Annotated in this window: 16 protein-coding genes and 2 tRNA genes; 9 read left to right on the top strand and 9 right to left on the bottom strand. The window is 39.3% G+C overall.

Going from position 1 to position 15,643, the window contains the following annotated elements; genetic code table 11:
• Positions 1-3: 3 nt before the first annotated feature.
• On the bottom strand, positions 4-240 hold the full coding sequence (locus tag MK396_RS07715; RefSeq protein ID WP_042768735.1) for a GlsB/YeaQ/YmgE family stress response membrane protein: 237 nt from the start codon (positions 238-240) through the stop codon (positions 4-6).
• Between the two features lie 296 nt (positions 241-536).
• Here MK396_RS07715 and MK396_RS07710 point away from each other — a divergent pair, with 296 nt between their 5' ends.
• Positions 537-2,018 carry a M protein trans-acting positive regulator PRD domain-containing protein gene (locus tag MK396_RS07710; RefSeq protein ID WP_268724197.1) on the top strand — a complete coding sequence of 494 codons (1,482 nt, stop codon included), beginning with the start codon at positions 537-539 and terminating at the stop codon, positions 2,016-2,018.
• Between the two features lie 253 nt (positions 2,019-2,271).
• Here MK396_RS07710 and MK396_RS07705 read toward each other — a convergent pair whose 3' ends face one another.
• The 4 genes from MK396_RS07705 to MK396_RS07690 form a co-directional block, all read right to left on the bottom strand.
• Positions 2,272-3,147, bottom strand: coding sequence for an SDR family NAD(P)-dependent oxidoreductase (locus MK396_RS07705; protein WP_268724196.1), 876 nt, complete (start codon positions 3,145-3,147; stop codon positions 2,272-2,274).
• 1 nt (position 3,148) lies between these two features.
• Positions 3,149-3,985, bottom strand: coding sequence for an alpha/beta fold hydrolase (locus MK396_RS07700; protein WP_042768777.1), 837 nt, complete (start codon positions 3,983-3,985; stop codon positions 3,149-3,151).
• Positions 3,986-3,999: 14 nt separating this feature from the next.
• Positions 4,000-5,004, bottom strand: a complete 1,005-nt coding sequence (locus MK396_RS07695; RefSeq protein ID WP_268724195.1) for an NADP-dependent oxidoreductase — start codon at positions 5,002-5,004, stop codon at positions 4,000-4,002.
• A gap of 92 nt (positions 5,005-5,096) precedes the next feature.
• Positions 5,097-5,528: an Rrf2 family transcriptional regulator gene (locus tag MK396_RS07690; protein ID WP_000379854.1), complete on the bottom strand. Its 432-nt coding sequence runs from the start codon at positions 5,526-5,528 to the stop codon at positions 5,097-5,099.
• Positions 5,529-6,331: 803 nt separating this feature from the next.
• Here MK396_RS07690 and MK396_RS07685 point away from each other — a divergent pair.
• Positions 6,332-7,621, top strand: a complete 1,290-nt coding sequence (locus MK396_RS07685; protein ID WP_268724194.1) for a DUF308 domain-containing protein — start codon at positions 6,332-6,334, stop codon at positions 7,619-7,621.
• 9 nt (positions 7,622-7,630) lie between these two features.
• A complete protein-coding gene (locus tag MK396_RS07680; RefSeq protein WP_049479768.1) occupies positions 7,631-8,719 on the top strand; it encodes an AI-2E family transporter in 1,089 nt (362 codons plus the stop codon).
• A gap of 140 nt (positions 8,720-8,859) precedes the next feature.
• On the opposite strand, the gene MK396_RS07675 is transcribed toward MK396_RS07680, so the two are convergent.
• The 4 genes from MK396_RS07675 to MK396_RS07660 form a co-directional block, all read right to left on the bottom strand.
• A tRNA-Lys gene (locus MK396_RS07675) sits at positions 8,860-8,932 on the bottom strand.
• Positions 8,933-8,994: 62 nt separating this feature from the next.
• The gene (locus MK396_RS07670) at positions 8,995-9,510 is read right to left on the bottom strand and encodes a DUF308 domain-containing protein (protein WP_000672739.1); all 516 of its coding nucleotides are present in this window, start codon (positions 9,508-9,510) and stop codon (positions 8,995-8,997) included.
• A 355-nt stretch (positions 9,511-9,865) separates the two neighbouring features.
• A tRNA-Lys gene (locus MK396_RS07665) sits at positions 9,866-9,938 on the bottom strand.
• Positions 9,939-10,202: 264 nt separating this feature from the next.
• Complete coding sequence (locus MK396_RS07660) at positions 10,203-11,474, bottom strand: replication-associated recombination protein A (protein WP_084942947.1); 1,272 nt, start codon at positions 11,472-11,474, stop codon at positions 10,203-10,205.
• A gap of 115 nt (positions 11,475-11,589) precedes the next feature.
• Between MK396_RS07660 and MK396_RS07655 the strand changes: the two genes are divergently transcribed.
• The 6 genes from MK396_RS07655 to MK396_RS07630 are packed head-to-tail and all read left to right on the top strand — an operon-like array spanning position 11,590 to position 15,643.
• On the top strand, positions 11,590-12,060 hold the full coding sequence (locus MK396_RS07655) for a DUF3013 family protein (RefSeq protein ID WP_268724193.1): 471 nt from the start codon (positions 11,590-11,592) through the stop codon (positions 12,058-12,060).
• Positions 12,061-12,079: 19 nt separating this feature from the next.
• A complete protein-coding gene (locus MK396_RS07650) occupies positions 12,080-13,141 on the top strand; it encodes a site-2 protease family protein (RefSeq protein ID WP_268724192.1) in 1,062 nt (353 codons plus the stop codon).
• Position 13,142: 1 nt separating this feature from the next.
• Complete coding sequence (locus MK396_RS07645) at positions 13,143-13,571, top strand: NUDIX hydrolase (RefSeq protein ID WP_038804954.1); 429 nt, start codon at positions 13,143-13,145, stop codon at positions 13,569-13,571.
• Positions 13,568-13,969, top strand: a complete 402-nt coding sequence (locus MK396_RS07640) for a hypothetical protein (RefSeq protein ID WP_096422641.1) — start codon at positions 13,568-13,570, stop codon at positions 13,967-13,969. The genes MK396_RS07645 and MK396_RS07640 overlap by 4 nt, the downstream gene beginning before the upstream one ends.
• The gene (prmA, locus tag MK396_RS07635) at positions 13,948-14,898 is read left to right on the top strand and encodes a 50S ribosomal protein L11 methyltransferase (protein ID WP_268724191.1); all 951 of its coding nucleotides are present in this window, start codon (positions 13,948-13,950) and stop codon (positions 14,896-14,898) included. Before MK396_RS07640 ends, prmA begins: the two co-directional genes overlap by 22 nt.
• A gap of 1 nt (position 14,899) precedes the next feature.
• Complete coding sequence (locus MK396_RS07630; RefSeq protein ID WP_268724190.1) at positions 14,900-15,643, top strand: 16S rRNA (uracil(1498)-N(3))-methyltransferase; 744 nt, start codon at positions 14,900-14,902, stop codon at positions 15,641-15,643.

Here is a 15,643-nt window from a genome sequence, read left to right as displayed (position 1 = left end):
TGCTTATTTTTTACCAAATAGAAATGAAACGACTGCAACAACAATCACAGCACCAACGATTGATGGAATAATAGCCATTCCAGCCAATGAAGGTCCCCAGCTTCCTAGAAGTGATTGCCCTACAGACGAACCGATAAGCCCTGCAAAGATATTTGCAATTATTCCCATTGAACCACCTTTTTTAGTGATTGCACCTGCGGCGAGACCAATAAGACCTCCTACAATAATGGACCACAACATAGTGTATCCTCCTTTTCTATTTCTAAATCAAAGAGTCAATTTCTTTGATTGAACTAATTATATACTATCTCAACTTGGAAAGATAATAGTTCGTCTTAAAAACCGTACTGTAAACATGTACTTTAGATACAGATAAATAAGAAAAGCTTGATGCTACTGAGTTTCTAGGTGATGAAGCGAGTCTTTTCATAGCAAGCTAAAGTCGTTGTAAGAGGATAAATACACTCTATGTGGTATAATTGCATGAAGATTGAAAGACAATCCTTTAGTTTATTACAAAGAAAGAAAAGCTATTCATGAGAGATTTATTATCGAAAAAAAGTCACAGACAATTAGAATTATTAGAATTACTATTTGAAAACAAACGCTGGTTTCATATTTCAGAACTAGCAGAATTATTGCACTGTACAGAACGTTCTGTAAAAGATGACTTGTCTCAAGTCAGATCTTCTTTTCCTGACTTGATATTTCATTCCTCAACAAACGGCATCCGTATCATTAATACCGATGATAGTGATATTGAGATGGTCTATCATCATTTTTTTAAGCATTCAACCCACTTTTCAATTTTAGAATTTATCTTCTTTAATGAAGGATGTGATACTGATAGTTTCTGCAAAGAGTTTTATATCAGTTCTTCCTCTCTTTACCGTATCATCCGTCACATTAATAAGATTATTAAGAAACAATATCGTTTTGAAATTAGCCTCAATCCAGTTCGAATCACTGGAAATGAGATCGATATCCGTTACTTTTTTGCCCAGTATTTTTCAGAGAAATATTATTTCCTTGAATGGCCCTTTGAAGATTTTTCAGTAGAACCCTTGTGTAAGCTGTTGGCACTGGTCTATAAAGAAACTGCATTTCCTGTCAATTTCGCCACTCAACGAATGTTAAAGTTACTCCTCGTAACAAATTTATACCGCATTAAGTTTGGTCATTTCATGGAAGTTGAGAAAGATTCTTTTAACAATCAATTGTTGGAATTTCTAATGCAAGAAGATGAAATGGAAGATATTATCAAAAAATTTGAAATAGAATACAATATCTCTTTAACGAAAGAAGTAATAGGGCAATTGTTTGTATCTTATTTTCAAAAAATGTTTTTCATAGACGAAAAAGTATTTCTGAAGTCTACAATGACGGACAGTTATGTAAAGAAATCATATCATTTGTTGGGAGAGTTAGTTGATCAGGTATCAAGAGAGTATAATATTAAAGTAGACAATAAGGACAATCTTATTTGGCATCTGCATAATACAGCACATCTGCATCGTCAGGAATTATCGACAGAGTTTATCTTATTTGATCAAAAAGGTAATACAATCAAGAACTTTCAAAATATTTTCCCTCGCTTTGTTTCAGAGGTGAAGGAAGGGATTGAACATTATCTTGAGGCTTTGGATATGGATTGTAATTCAATGAAGGTCAATCATTTGTCTTATACTTTTATCACTCACAGCAAACACTTGGTGCTAAATCTTTTACAAAATCAACCTAAATTAAAGGTTTTGGTCATGAGTAATTTTGATCAGTACCATGCAAAATCAGTAGCTGAGACACTTGCTTACTATTGCAGTAACAATTTTGAACTGGAAGTTTGGAGTGAATTAGAGTTATCCCTTGAGTCGCTAAAAGAATCACCTTACGACATCATTATTTCTAATTTTATTATTCCGCCTATTGAAAATAAGAGACTGATCTATTCCAATAATGTCAATACAGTCGCTCTCATCTCTTTGCTTAACGCAATGATGTTTATTCGATTAGACGAGTAACTAAGAATAACAAAAAAGCCTTGACTCCAAGGCTTTTCCTGTTGTATTTAAATGCCCTGCAAGCATTTTTAAGAAATCTTCATCTTGAAACTAACCAAAAATGTTGAAATATAAACGATTTTTGGAAGATACTTGGAATAATTTTGAATGTGATTATTTCAAAACGTGGCAAAAGTGGGGCAAATTATTTAGGATATAGAAAATAGATAAGTTTTGATATCATCTTTTTCTTGATAGTCGAGTCATAATAAAGTTAAGATATTGTGGACTTATTTTGAAACATCTCAATCTTATCATTGCAATAAGCGATTAAATCCTGAGATCTTTCAAAAGTATAACCTTTTTCAGAAACTGTTTTGACAGTTTTATCATCAAAATAGTAGCCTGTCAAACCAGTGACTTCTTCTGATAATGTGAGATAGTAGCCTGTTTCGATTCCCTCGTCTAGATCTTTTGAAAGAGACTTCATAAAACGTCCAAAGAGGGACTTTTTCGTCTTTTCATCACTGGAATCGTTCCCCAAATTGGTTGAAATCAAACCTGGATGGTAAGAATTGATGGTGATGTTTGAACCTCTTAAGAAGAACTCTCTGGCTAGATAGCGTGTCATCCAAATAGTGTAAAGTTTAGAATTATTATAGGCCAATCCGAGATTATAATTGTTCTCAAATCCAAAGTCTAAATCCTTGACCTTGGCAAAATGATGCATATAGGAGGAGGTATTAATGATACGACCGTCAGGCGCTTTTTCTAACAAGGGGCTTAGCTCAATTGTTAACATATAGGGAATGAGAACGGATAACATAAAAGTCAATTCGACATTTTCAGTACTCACTTTTCGTTCTTTTCCTCCATAAAGTCCTGCATTATTAAACAAGACATCGATACTTTGAAAGTCTCGCTTGATTTCTTCCACAAATCGATAAACATCGTCTAATTTTGAAAAATCCGCAAGGTAGCTAGAAACTCTGCCTCTCAAGGAAACTGCTCGAACCTCTTGAAGAGCCAGCTCAAGTTTTTGAGGGTTTCGACCATGAAGAATGACATGATGACCTTGGCTGGCCAGTTTCTTTGCCAAATGTTTACCGATACCGTCAGTAGCACCTGTTATTAGAATGGTTTTGACCATATTAGTCCTCCAAGAAAGCAATGAGTTCTTTTGAAAACTCCTCTGCATATTGGAAGATCGAACCGTGCCCTGCATTTGGATAGATAATCAGCTTACTATTTTCGATTTTCTCATGCATGTCATAGGAATTTTCCGTTGGAACCTGCATATCCTTGTCCCCGTTAACGATTAAGGTTGGTTGAGTGATAAATGTTAGGTCGTCTTGAGGATCTTTCCCCCAACGTTTAATAGCTTTGAGTTGAGTTAGGAAACCTGATACGTTCATGTCTTTATCCGCAAATTCCTTTGTTCTCATACCCATTCGTCCTAGGACTTTCAAAGCTTCGATTTTCCCTTGTTCATCATGATTATAGAAGATATAGCGTTTAGGATCGATGCGCTCGAGTCCCGCTTTAAACATATAGTTAAAGGTTTTCCCTGTTACCTTATCGACCTCTTTTCCACCTCGAGGACCTGTTCCAGCCAAGATTAAACGATTGACTAGAGTAGGATTTATTCGGATGATTTCTTGGGCAATCATTCCTCCCATAGAAAGGCCGAGGAGATTGATTTTATCGTAACCAAGCGCTTTTACAAAGTCAATTGTCTGCTCAGCCATTCCAGGAATGGTTGGCGCCACTTGGCCTTGACTGGCTCCAACACCAGGAAGATTGACTACAATGACATGGTGTTTTTCAGCAATCAAGTTTAATAGTCTTGGATCCCAGTTATCGAGAGTTGCTGCCAAATGGACCAGCATCAGAAGAGGTAGTTTTGATTTGCTTTTGCTGAGTTCGCGATAGGCGATTTGGTTTTCTTGGACAGTGATGTATTGATTTTTAGTTGTAAGATATGACATTGTGTTTTCCATTTTTATTTCTTAAAGCTGAGGACTGTTTTTCCACGCGAGCGACCATTAGCGACTTTGTCTAATGCACTATTTACTTCTTCAAATGGATAAACTGTATCGATAGAGGGTTTGATTTTTAATTTACTAAAGAGGTCAGCTACTTCTTGTAATTGAGCGCCGTTGCTTTCTACAAAGATAAAATGGTATTGGACACCGTATTTTTTCGCCATCTTATCAAATTTGCGACCGGCTAAGCTAAGAATAATCTGTTTCCATTTTGGTAGATTCATGCGTTTGGCAAAAGCACCGTTTGGCATGGCACGAAGGGACACAAGGTGACCACCTTTTTTCATAATAGACATTTGTTTTTCAGTTTCAGCCCCACCAAGAGTATCGAGAACATAATCAACCTGGCTAACAGTTTTTGTATAATCCTCTGTTTTGTAATCGATAAATCGGTCTGCTCCTAGCTTTAAAACTCGCTCAGCACTATCTCCAGCACCATTAGTGATGACTTTCAAACATTTGACCTTGGCGATCGGAATGGCCATCCCACCAACTCCTCCAGTACCACCAGAGATAAAGATCGTTTTCCCAGCTTGAGCGCCCATGAGTTCCAAGGCTTGCATAATGGTTAAGGCAGTAAGAGGAACAGCAGCGGCTTCCTCGTCTGAGAGATAGTCTGGAACCTTGGCTAAAGCTTGGCTATCAACAGCTAGGTATTCTGCAAAGGCACCAATATGGTCAAGCGGTAAACGACCAAAGACACGGTCTCCTACCTGAAATTTGTCAACTTGCTTGCCAATTCTTTCAACGATTCCAACGAATTCATTACCTGCAGTTTGAGGAAGTTTGTAAGGGACAATCATCTTGACCTCGCCACGAGAGATCATGTTATCTAGCGGATTAACACCAGCTGCAGATACTTTAACCAAAACTTCTTTGTCTGTCATACTTGGTTTAGCGATTTCTATGATGTTCAGTGTGATATTGTTTTTATTATAAGTAGTGTGTTGAGCGACTTTCATGTGATTTCTCTTTTCTTTTTTAATATAATTCAATAGACTTGTATTTGATACAAGTTCATGTTGTCTCCAGTAAAAACTGACTTGCTATCAAATCAGTTTCGGACTTGTTTGGCTTGTTTATATAGATTGTCAATGACATCTTCTAAAGTTTGATTTGCTAATTCCTTCTCTAATTGAGATTCGGCACTAGCGAAAAGCGGTGAAACTGCTCCTTGGATATGTTTTCCAACAGGGCAATCAGGATTGCTATTTTGATGAACAGGGAATAAACTAATGTGATTGATTTCTTGAGTAGCATAGTAGATCTCTAGTAAAGTCATTTTCTTTGGAGACTTACTGAGTTGATAACCTGTTTTTCCTTGCTGGGAATGAATCAAATCTGCATTTTTCAATAAGGCAATCACTTTTCGAATGTAACTAGCGTTAGTCCCAACACTAATAGCTAGTGCTTGAGAACTTAAGGTTTCCTTGCTTTCACTAATCATTGTTAAGATATGCAAAGCAACTGAGAATTTTGTATCCATATGAATCCCTCTCTTAATAAACTTGTATCAGATACAAGAACAAGCATAACATAAATTAAAAGAAAAGCAAGTCTTTTGTTTTAAATTTTAAAAAATTTTGAGTGCAATCAGATTAGAGCTGTCTGGGAAGGGTGTTCATAAAATTATACCGTTGATATCCATTAGTTGACCAAAAGTAGAACAGATACACAAAAAAGCCTAGTAAATCAAGGCTTTTTCCTGTTGTATTTAGATGCCCCCTACAGGGATTTGGAAAGGACTTTCATATTGAGAGCAATTAAAAATATTGAAATATAAGTGATTTTAGGTATTTTCAATGTCATGATTTAAAAATGGGACAAAAGTGGGGCAAAAACCATACAGATTCTAAACTGTATGGTTCTTTTTTTATCTAACCAAGAAAGGTTAAAACTTATTAAAACAAATGCAATCAACTGTTGAAAACTTTTTAGTCCGTGTAATATAAAAACAAGTAAAAAGTTGAACTATAGGGAATATTGTGTCATAATAGGTAATAGATGAATAATTAATAGATTGGAAATAATGCTTTCTTACCTTAACAAGTTGAATTGGTTATACATTTTTTCGTCGCAATTGTGTCTATCTCTCGAGTTTAGCTAGTTTTTATAAGCTCTGGTTTCTAATCAATATAACAAATTTTAGAAGTGCATAAGACAAGATGGTGACATTACTACAGTCATTTCTAGTCACCATATGTTGCTGGCACAGGCTGTTTGTAGTGTTGGCTATTTACTAGTCAGTTTAATCGGAGTGTTTAATTTTTATTGTTGAAAGGTTTTTATATGGCGAAAATTCTATCTTTAGGTCTGACAGGTAAGAAATTACTTGCTCAGGGGTTCTTGTTTGTTCTGCTAGGTCTCATCTTGATGGTCACGGGGACTTGGTTGCCAGTAACAGTTATTCGCCTGGTTCTGTTTTTAGCTTGGATAGCAACGGTCGTAGATTTGCTATTAAGAGTTTTCAAAAAAAGCCAGTCAACGGATACCTTGGGAGTTGCACTGGTTAAATTGTTAGTGCTGGGATATTTGCTAGGTTCTAATCTTGCGACTGATATACCGATTTATGTTCTGGCTCTTGTGATTGGAGTTTATCAGATTTTTAGGGCCACGATTAATCTTGTCACCTATGTTCTCTACCGTAAAAATAATATTCGACCTCGTTTTCGTCTCTTACTAGATGGACTCGTACTAGTTTTTCTTGGTGGGACTAGTCTTTTGTCCTCTACAGGAAATTCTGTCTTTCAACTCTTTGTTTTAGGGGCTTATTTTTTCCTTTATGGTCTGTCCAATATCCGTGACGGTTTCTTATTTGAAAAGGAAATTGGGAAAAACCATCTCAAACGTCGTGTCAGAATGAGCTTACCTATTGTCCTAGCCGCTCTCATCCCTGCAAGAACTTTAGCAAAAATTAACAAATTTATGCTGGAAAATGCTGATGAGGAAGAAGATATCCATCTTGGAATAGTGAAGTCTGGTAAGACAGCAGAGCTAGAAATTTTTGTTCATACAGCTGAGACCTCCCTGTTTTCAGCTATTGGTCATGTGGATATCTGCTATCAGGGCCGTGTTATTTCTTATGGCAACTATGATCCGTCTTCTGAGACCTTATTTGGCATGGTAGGAGATGGTGTCTTATATTTCTGTGATCGTGACAAGTACATTGACCTATGTAAACGTGAGAGTCAAAAAACGCTTTTTGGTTATGGGATAGATTTGACGCCTGAAATGGAAAAAGCAGTTCAGAAAAAGTTGGCTGAATTGAAACAACTGACGATTCCATGGGAGCCAAGTGCAGATAAAATCATGACAGGTGATGGTAAGGAAGACTACACCTACGCTTATAAAATCAGACATGAGACAGATGGGGAACTTTATAAATTTATCAAATCTAAGTTTAAATCCTACTTTGTCTTATCTACAAACTGTGTGCTCTTGGCTGATACCATAGTCGGTCAGGCTGGCACCGATATCCTCTCACCCAAAGGATTTATCGCTCCAGGAACTTACCAAGCCTACCTTGATCGAGAGTTTGAAAAACCAAATAGTATAGTCGTATCTAAACATGTTTATTAAGGAGAATTTATGAACTTAGTTAAAAAATATACTCCGTTAATCCTTTTTATAGGGCTGGTTGCTCTTGTAATTCTGAATGCATCGAGCTTTATATCAGGAGCAATCTCTCTCTTTGATGTAATATCAACCTTGATTTATGGTGCTGTTATTGCTTTTGTGCTTAATGTTCCTATGAAAAAAATTGAACAGTACTTAGTTAAATTGAAGGTAAAGGCAGAGTTGCGTCGTCCGATTGCCATGGTACTTGTTTTCCTAGCTCTTATCTTAATCGTGATTGCTCTTTTGGTTTTGGTGCTGCCAACCCTAGCCCAGACTATTAGTCAGCTGGGAACAGTCCTTTCAACAGTCCTTACTCAACTTGGGAAATTGCTAGGCAGCTCGGAATTTGTAACCAAAGACATGTTGTCAACTCTCGTATCAGGAATTCAGGGACAGTCTAGCTCTATTAGTCAAGCTTTGATAACCTTCTTATCAGGTCTGACTAGTAATATCGGCAATATTTTTTCAAGTTTGATGAATGCCTTTTTGATTATAGTCTTCACCTTTTTATTTTTATCCAGTAAGGAACATTTGGCAGCGATGACGAGTCGACTTCTAAAAGTTTTTCTTCCAGAGAAGGTGGTGATAAAGTTGACTTACATTGGACAAGTAGCACTAGAGACTTATGACCAATTTTTGATGAGTCAGCTGATTGAAGCAGTTATCATAGGAGTTATGATAGCGGTTGGCTACAGCCTGTTTGGGATACCCTATGGAGTAATGACAGGTATCTTTGCAGGAGTGCTATCGTTCATTCCTTATGTAGGGCCTATGATTGCTTGTGTTGTGGGAGCGATTTTTATCTTCACAGTGAGTCCTACTCAAGCCTTACTTTCTCTTCTTCTATATCAAGTTATACAGCTGATTGAAGGAAACCTTATTTATCCTAGAGTTGTAGGTCAGTCTATTGGTTTGCCAGCTATTTTCACGCTTGCGGCTGCTAGTATTGGAGGCAATCTTTTCGGACTACTTGGAATGATATTCTTTACCCCCGTATTTGCTGTTATCTATCGACTGGTTAAAGAATTTGTCGTTGCAAAGGAAAATCAGGTAGATTAAGAAAAACTAAATTTAATAAGATATACTGAGAAGAGAGTGAGAGATTCTCTTCTCTTTTATTTTCAAATACTTTTCTACAAAAAGCTATTAGACGTTAAAAAAAGCCTTGGTTTCAAGGCTTATTTCTGTTGATTTAGATGTGCCCCCTGCAGGGCTCGAACCTGCGCCCCATAGCTTAAGAGTCTACTGCTCTACCAACTGAGCTAAGGAGGCAACAGAAAAAGCTGAGAATGTAACTTCCCAGCTATTTTAATATGCCCAAAATGGCAGCTAGATTATTTACGAAAGGCATCAAGGATATAGGTGAAACCAACAATTAAAAATGCAAAGGCAACGACATAAACGACAAAGACACTTGTAGCTACTGGATTGAACAAAATCACTAGACCTAGTAAAAATGCAAGCAACGCTATCCACATGATATGGTTGCCAATAATAGGGAAAATCAATCCCAGACGATTGCCTTTAAAGAAAGCTATAATGGCTTCTACAATTAACCAAATTCCTAAAATAGTTGGAATGACAACTGGCAGCGTCACAAAGCCATAGGCAACGAGGTAAAGAGCTAAGAGAAGATTAACAATCCCTTGGAAAAGATGAGCTGGTGAGCGAAGCTCTTTTGGTACAGAGAAATAGCCTAAAATAGCTGCTATAGAAGAAACCAGTAAACCAAATGCAATCCACCAGCTGTAAGCAACAAGATTAGCTACTGGGTTTGTAAATAGGAAAAGTCCTAAAAGGACAAAAACAACTCCTGCAAGGAATAGCAGTAAACGATTAGAAAATTTCATTTCAATACCCCCCTATATAGTATAGTATAGTTTGATAATAAAAATATTATACACCTTTTTAGAGGAAATGTCAATAAACAAAATGGAAAATTTGGAAGTTTCAGTCTGATTTATGAAAAGAAAATCAGTTTTTATTATTTTGAAAATAAAAAGAGAAGATAAAATTTGTCTTCTCTACATGAAAATATTGTATGGAATCAAAGCAAAAGTAACTGGCTTTACACTATTTGTAAAGATGTAATTTGATTCAAAAAGAAAAGATAGATTTAAAATGTGGGACAAATGATGGGGTAAATCAGTTATAGACAAGCAAAAAAAGCCTTGATTTACAAGGCTTTTTCCTGTTGTATTTAGATGCCCCCTACAGGGATCGAACCTGTGACCCACGGATTAAGAGTCCGCTGCTCTGCCAGCTGAGCTAAGGAGGCAAAGAAAAAAGCTGTATTGGTGCCGAAACTTCACGGTTTGTATTGAACCCGCGCAATTAAGCAGGTGGGCAACTCGCTCTAACTGAAGCTGTTTCCGTGTGAGACGGCCTACATGCTGTTAGAAGACTTTTGTTTCCCTAATAATACAAAAAATAGTCGGTCAACACTTAAGTGTGAAGTCGTACACCACAGCGTTTCTATGTTTATATAATACCACTTTTTCAAAAAAAATCAAGAGGAAAGTGCAATTTTTTGAAAAGGATTTCAGATTTTTCGCAAACGGTCGATAGCTTCCTTTCTTTGAGCCAAAGCCCGTTCATATTTACCAGTATCTTCTGCTTGGAAATAGTGATGATTGCGGATTTTTTCTGGTAGATAGTCTTGCTTGACCCAATTTCCAGGATAGTTGTGTGGATAGAGATAGTCTTGGGCATTCCCCAGTTCCTTGCTTCCACTGTAGTGCCCATCACGCAGGTGTCGCGGAATAGGCAAGTGCCCTGATGTTTTGAGGTCGGCAAGCGCCTTATCCATAGCTACATAGGCTGAGTTGGATTTTGGAGAAAGGGCCAAATCAATCACGACATTGGCAATGAGAATGCGGGCTTCTGGGAAACCAATCCTTTGTGCAGCATCCAGAGCAGTCACGGTGTGAATCTGAGCTTCAGGATTGGCCAAACCGATATCTTCATAAGCGATAACAGTCAAACGACGAGCGAGACTTGGCAAATCACCAGCCTCAATCAAGCGGGCAGCATAGTGGAGACTGGCATCGACATCCGAGCCACGAATGGACTTTTGCAGGGCTGAGAGGACGTCGTAGTGACCATCCCCATCCTTATCCATGGTAATGTAGCTCCGCTGTAGGCTATTTTCCATGATATCAAGGGTGATATGGCGGATGCCCTTGTCATTTTCAGGGGTAGAGAGAACAGCCAAATCCAGCGAGTTAAAGGCAGAACGAAGGTCTCCGTTTGTAGAGGTTGCGATAAAATCCAGCGCATCCTCATCTAGTTCTACTGGGAAATCAAAACCACGCTCAGGGTTACTTAGAGCTATCTGAAGTGCCTCTTTGACGTCTTGATTGGACAGAGGTTCCAACTCAAAAATCTGAACACGGCTACGAATGGCAGGAGTGACAGAAAAGAAGGGATTTTCAGTCGTAGCGCCAATCATGATGACCAGACCACTTTCCAAGAGAGGAAGGAGAAAGTCTTGCTTGGTTTTATCTAGTCTATGAATCTCGTCTAGCAATAGGACGAGACCACCAGAGAATTTAGCCTCTTCCGCAATTTCTTGTAGTCGCTTTTTACTATCCACTGTCGCATTAAAGGTCCGAAAGGCATACTTGGTCGTTCCAGCGATGGCCGAGGCAATACTGGTCTTGCCGATTCCCGGAGGTCCGTAGAGAATCATGGAGGATAGGCGATTGGCTTCCACCATGCGACGGATGATTTTTCCAGGTCCGATTAGATGCTCCTGACCGATGACCTGGTCGATGGTTTTGGGGCGCATGCGAAGCGCGAGATTGTCTGGCATAGCAGTCCTTTCTAACATGGATTTTCTGATGTATATGTGGTAAGATGGTAGTATCTATTTTAGCATATTTCCGAGCAATCGGGGCGATTAAAGAGTCGCATAGAAAGAGGACAAAATGGCAACATACGGATTTTTAGATGTTTTAGAGGAAGAGTTGGACAAGAACTTTCCCTTTGACTTTGAGATTAGTTGGGACAAGCGTAACCACTCGGTTGAAGTGAGTTTTCTATTGGAAGCGCAAAACGCTGCAGGTGTGGAGATGGTGGACGAGGACGGAGAGGTTTCGTCAGATGATATCCTCTTTGAGGAAGCAGTCCTTTTCTACAATCCTGCCAAGTCAACAGTCAATGAGGAAGATTATTTGACTGTCATCCCTTACCTGCCTAAAAAAGGATTTTCTCGTGAGTTTTTAGCTTATTTTGCGCTATTCCTCAAAGACACTGCAGAGGTTGGGCTGGATGCGCTCATGGACTTTTTGGAAGACCCAGAAGCAGAAGAGTTCGTCATGGAATGGAACCAAGAAGTCTTTGAAGAGGGGAAAGTCGGCTTGGAAGAGGGAGAATTTTATCCTTATCCGAGATACTAGAGACTAGGGGAGAAAGTATATGAAGAAAATAGGCTTGTCTTTTATTTCTGGTCTGTCCTTTGTTTTTTTGATGCTGGGATTTGTTTTTGGGACGATTGCCTTTAAAGAGCTAGGTTTCTCGTTAGTCTTTGTTCCAGGCTATCTATTTACTTTTTTCAGCATTTATCTGATATTTATCCTTCATGAGCTAGGTCATGCATTTTGCGGTTACCTGACAGGCTATCGACTGGTGGCTTTTGGATTAGGAAACTTTCTTTTGACCAAAAAGTCAGGAAAGTTTCATCTGAGTCGAACAGCCGTTCTGAAAAATGTTGGTGCTCAGTATATTGGATTGAAAGAAGATGAAAGCGACCAAAGAATCATCCTGATGCTTGCAGGAGGCTTGATGGTTCATCTTGGCTTGATTTTATTGGCGCTATGGTATGGAATTTTGACAGCTAACTGGTATTTTGCGGCTACTTGGGTTTGTCTAAATCTATCTTTTCTTCTCATCAATGCAAAGCCAGTTGGGATTACCGATGGAGCGAAAATTTGGGAATTGCTACAGCAACCTGAAAATACGAAATACGCCTACTCGGTGTTGAGGCATTCTGCCCAGACCTTGCTAGCTCCTCAAGAATATGATTTGAAAGACTTTATCGTGCCTGTTGATGAGGATGCAAGAGGGAGTTTTGCAGAAAGCATTCAGATTTTCCAGGGACTAGTTTTCATATTCGATGGTCAGATAGAGACTGCCAAAAAACATTTTCAGTTTTTATTAGATAAAACAGACAATCCGATGTCTCAAACTCTTTCCCAATTATACCTTCTTCAAATTGCCTTGCTTGAAAGGGATCATGAGAAAGCAGAGGAATATGCAAGCAATCGAGGAGTCAAGTCCTTCTTATCTCTAAAAATGGCAGATACGCAGATAATGCAAGCATGGTATCAATTTCTGGTAAAGAAAGATAGGGATCAGACTGACAAGGCTATAAAAATTGCTAGAAAAAACATGGTGACTAGCCGTTTGGTGCGGGATGAGAAACGTTATTATGAAAACTGGTTAGCAGAGTTGGAGAAAGAATTATCCGAAGGAGTCTGATATGGAAATAGAAATTTCTGATTTTACAGGTTGCAAAATTGCCCTGTTTTGTGAGGATAGGATTTTAACTATCTTGCGTGATGATAAGGAAAACATTCCATACCCTAATACATGGGAATTGCCAGGTGGCGGGCGAGAAGGCGATGAAAGTCCTTTTGAGTGCGCGGCGCGTGAAGTTTATGAAGAACTGGGAATTCATCTGACTGAAGATTGCCTGCTTTGGAGTAAGGTGTATCCAAGTATGCTTTTTGAGGGGAAGGAATCCGTCTTTCTAGTTGGGAAGTTGGCTCAGGAACAGTTTGACAGTATCGTCTTTGGTAACGAAGGGCAGGGCTACAAGTTGATGAGCATTGAGGAATTTCTTGGCTCAGATAAGGTTGTACCCCAGTTGCAGGATAGAGTGAGGGATTATATGGAGGAAGTAAAATGATTTTTGCAATTGCAACAACGACGTTAAATAAGGAAGTTAAACGCAAACTAAAAACTGGACAATATTCTAGAGAAGAAGCTACATTCATCTATTTGGAATATTTAAAGTTAAAGAAGCAGAGAGAAGGTGGTACGAAAGTAGCTGGGATTTCTATGGCCCTTATCTGGGGGTTGCTGTATGTTCTGTCTTTACAAGGTGAGAATAATCAAACACTTTCATTTTCAGAATATTTTTTGTTTCTGATACTGTTTGAAGGAATTGTTCTATTTGTTTATTATCTTACGTTTGGTATTTTTAAACAGCAGATTCATAGTGCAATGAAAGAACACTATACAGATGTGATTGAAGAATTTAAGAAAAATAAGGAAGATTCAAAATGGAAACATGGCAAGAGTTAAAAATTACTGTGAAGCGTGAAGGCGAGGAGCTAGTCTCCAACCTCTTGATTGAGCTAGGAGCGCAGGGTGTTGCGATTGAAGACAGCATGGACTATGTGGGGAATGTGGATCGTTTTGGTGAAATTTTCCCAGAGGTTGAGCAACAGGAAGATATCGTGGTGACGGCCTACTACCCGGACACGGTTGATGTAGCCGTTGTTGAAGCGGATTTGCAGGCGCGTCTAGCAGAATTGACGGATTTTATGAATCTGGGTGAGGTCAAGATGGGCACGACTGCCTTGGCTGAGGAAGACTGGGCCGACAACTGGAAGAAATACTATGAACCAGCTCGTATCACCCATGACTTGACCATTGTGCCGTCCTGGACGGACTACGAGGCGACTGCTGGAGAAAAGATCATCAAGCTGGATCCTGGTATGGCCTTTGGGACAGGAACCCATCCAACGACCAAGATGAGCCTCTTTGCTTTGGAGCAGGTCCTTCGTGGTGGCGAAACGGTTCTAGATGTGGGGACTGGTTCAGGTGTCCTTTCTATTGCTAGCTCGCTTCTTGGTGCCAAGGAAATCTTCGCCTATGACCTGGATGATGTGGCAGTTCGTGTGGCTCAGGAAAATATTGAGCTCAACACTGGCATGGAAAACATCCACGTTGCTGCTGGAGATTTGCTCAAGGGTGTGGAGATTGAGGCAGATGTCATCGTGGCTAATATCTTGGCGGATATCCTCATTCATCTGACGGATGATGCTTATCGCTTGGTCAAGGATGAAGGCTACCTCATCATGAGTGGCATTATCAAGGACAAGTGGGACATGGTGCGCGAGTCGGCTGAGTCAGCTGGATTTTTCCTTGAAACCCACATGATTCAAGGAGAATGGAATGCCTGTGTCTTTAAGAAAACTAAGGATATTTCAGGTGTGATTGGAGGCTAGCATGCAGCAGTATTTTGTCAAGGGTAGTGCAGTCTCTCCTGTCACCATCGAGGACAAGGAAACCAGCAAGCATATGTTTCAGGTTATGCGGCTGAAAGAAGATGATGAGGTGACCTTAGTCTTTGATGATGGCATCAAGCGCTTGGCACGCGTGCTGGATGTAGAAGCTCGTCAGTTTGAGTTGGTTCAAGAATTGGCTGACAATGTGGAACTGCCAATCCAAGTGACCATCGCATCTGGATTTCCCAAGGGAGACAAGCTGGAGTTCATCACTCAAAAAGTAACCGAACTAGGAGCCAGTCAAATCTGGGCCTTCCCTGCAGACTGGTCGGTCGCCAAGTGGGATGGCAAGAAACTAGGCAAAAAGGTTGAAAAACTAGAAAAAATCGCCCTTGGAGCGGCAGAACAAAGCAAGCGTAATATCGTTCCAAGTATCCAGCTTTTCGAGAAAAAAGCAGATTTTCTAGCCCAGCTGGACCAGTTTGACTCTATCGTAGTGGCCTATGAAGAATCAGCAAAAGAAGGGGAAGCCGCTGCTCTCTTACAAGCAATCACTGGTCTTAAAAAAGGAGCCAAATTGCTCTTTATCTTTGGTCCAGAAGGCGGTCTGTCACCAGCAGAAATCGAAAGTTTTGAAACTAAAGGAGCCGTCTTGGCAGGACTTGGTCCTCGTATTTTGCGAGCAGAAACAGCGCCGCTTTACGCCTTATCTGCCCTTAGTGTTTTAGTAGAATTAGAAAAATAA

Source organism: Streptococcus oralis, assembly GCF_026782235.1.
GTDB classification, from domain to species: domain Bacteria; phylum Bacillota; class Bacilli; order Lactobacillales; family Streptococcaceae; genus Streptococcus; species Streptococcus oralis_CC.
This window is presented reverse-complemented; position numbering and strand designations above follow the sequence as displayed.

What these genes read in the sequence shown, in the direction of transcription:
- MK396_RS07640 (WP_096422641.1), top strand. Translation starts at nt 13,568, where the DNA reads ATGATTTTTGCAATTGCAACAACGACGTTAAATAAGGAAGTTAAACGC.
- MK396_RS07670 (WP_000672739.1), bottom strand. Translation starts at nt 9,510, where the DNA reads ATGAAATTTTCTAATCGTTTACTGCTATTCCTTGCAGGAGTTGTTTTT.
- prmA (WP_268724191.1), top strand. Translation starts at nt 13,948, where the DNA reads ATGGAAACATGGCAAGAGTTAAAAATTACTGTGAAGCGTGAAGGCGAG.
- MK396_RS07660 (WP_084942947.1), bottom strand. Translation starts at nt 11,474, where the DNA reads ATGCCAGACAATCTCGCGCTTCGCATGCGCCCCAAAACCATCGACCAG.
- MK396_RS07655 (WP_268724193.1), top strand. Translation starts at nt 11,590, where the DNA reads ATGGCAACATACGGATTTTTAGATGTTTTAGAGGAAGAGTTGGACAAG.
- MK396_RS07685 (WP_268724194.1), top strand. Translation starts at nt 6,332, where the DNA reads ATGGCGAAAATTCTATCTTTAGGTCTGACAGGTAAGAAATTACTTGCT.
- MK396_RS07700 (WP_042768777.1), bottom strand. Translation starts at nt 3,985, where the DNA reads ATGTCATATCTTACAACTAAAAATCAATACATCACTGTCCAAGAAAAC.
- MK396_RS07680 (WP_049479768.1), top strand. Translation starts at nt 7,631, where the DNA reads ATGAACTTAGTTAAAAAATATACTCCGTTAATCCTTTTTATAGGGCTG.
- MK396_RS07710 (WP_268724197.1), top strand. Translation starts at nt 537, where the DNA reads ATGAGAGATTTATTATCGAAAAAAAGTCACAGACAATTAGAATTATTA.
- MK396_RS07705 (WP_268724196.1), bottom strand. Translation starts at nt 3,147, where the DNA reads ATGGTCAAAACCATTCTAATAACAGGTGCTACTGACGGTATCGGTAAA.
- MK396_RS07650 (WP_268724192.1), top strand. Translation starts at nt 12,080, where the DNA reads ATGAAGAAAATAGGCTTGTCTTTTATTTCTGGTCTGTCCTTTGTTTTT.
- MK396_RS07645 (WP_038804954.1), top strand. Translation starts at nt 13,143, where the DNA reads ATGGAAATAGAAATTTCTGATTTTACAGGTTGCAAAATTGCCCTGTTT.
- MK396_RS07715 (WP_042768735.1), bottom strand. Translation starts at nt 240, where the DNA reads ATGTTGTGGTCCATTATTGTAGGAGGTCTTATTGGTCTCGCCGCAGGT.
- MK396_RS07630 (WP_268724190.1), top strand. Translation starts at nt 14,900, where the DNA reads ATGCAGCAGTATTTTGTCAAGGGTAGTGCAGTCTCTCCTGTCACCATC.
- MK396_RS07690 (WP_000379854.1), bottom strand. Translation starts at nt 5,528, where the DNA reads ATGGATACAAAATTCTCAGTTGCTTTGCATATCTTAACAATGATTAGT.
- MK396_RS07695 (WP_268724195.1), bottom strand. Translation starts at nt 5,004, where the DNA reads ATGAAAGTCGCTCAACACACTACTTATAATAAAAACAATATCACACTG.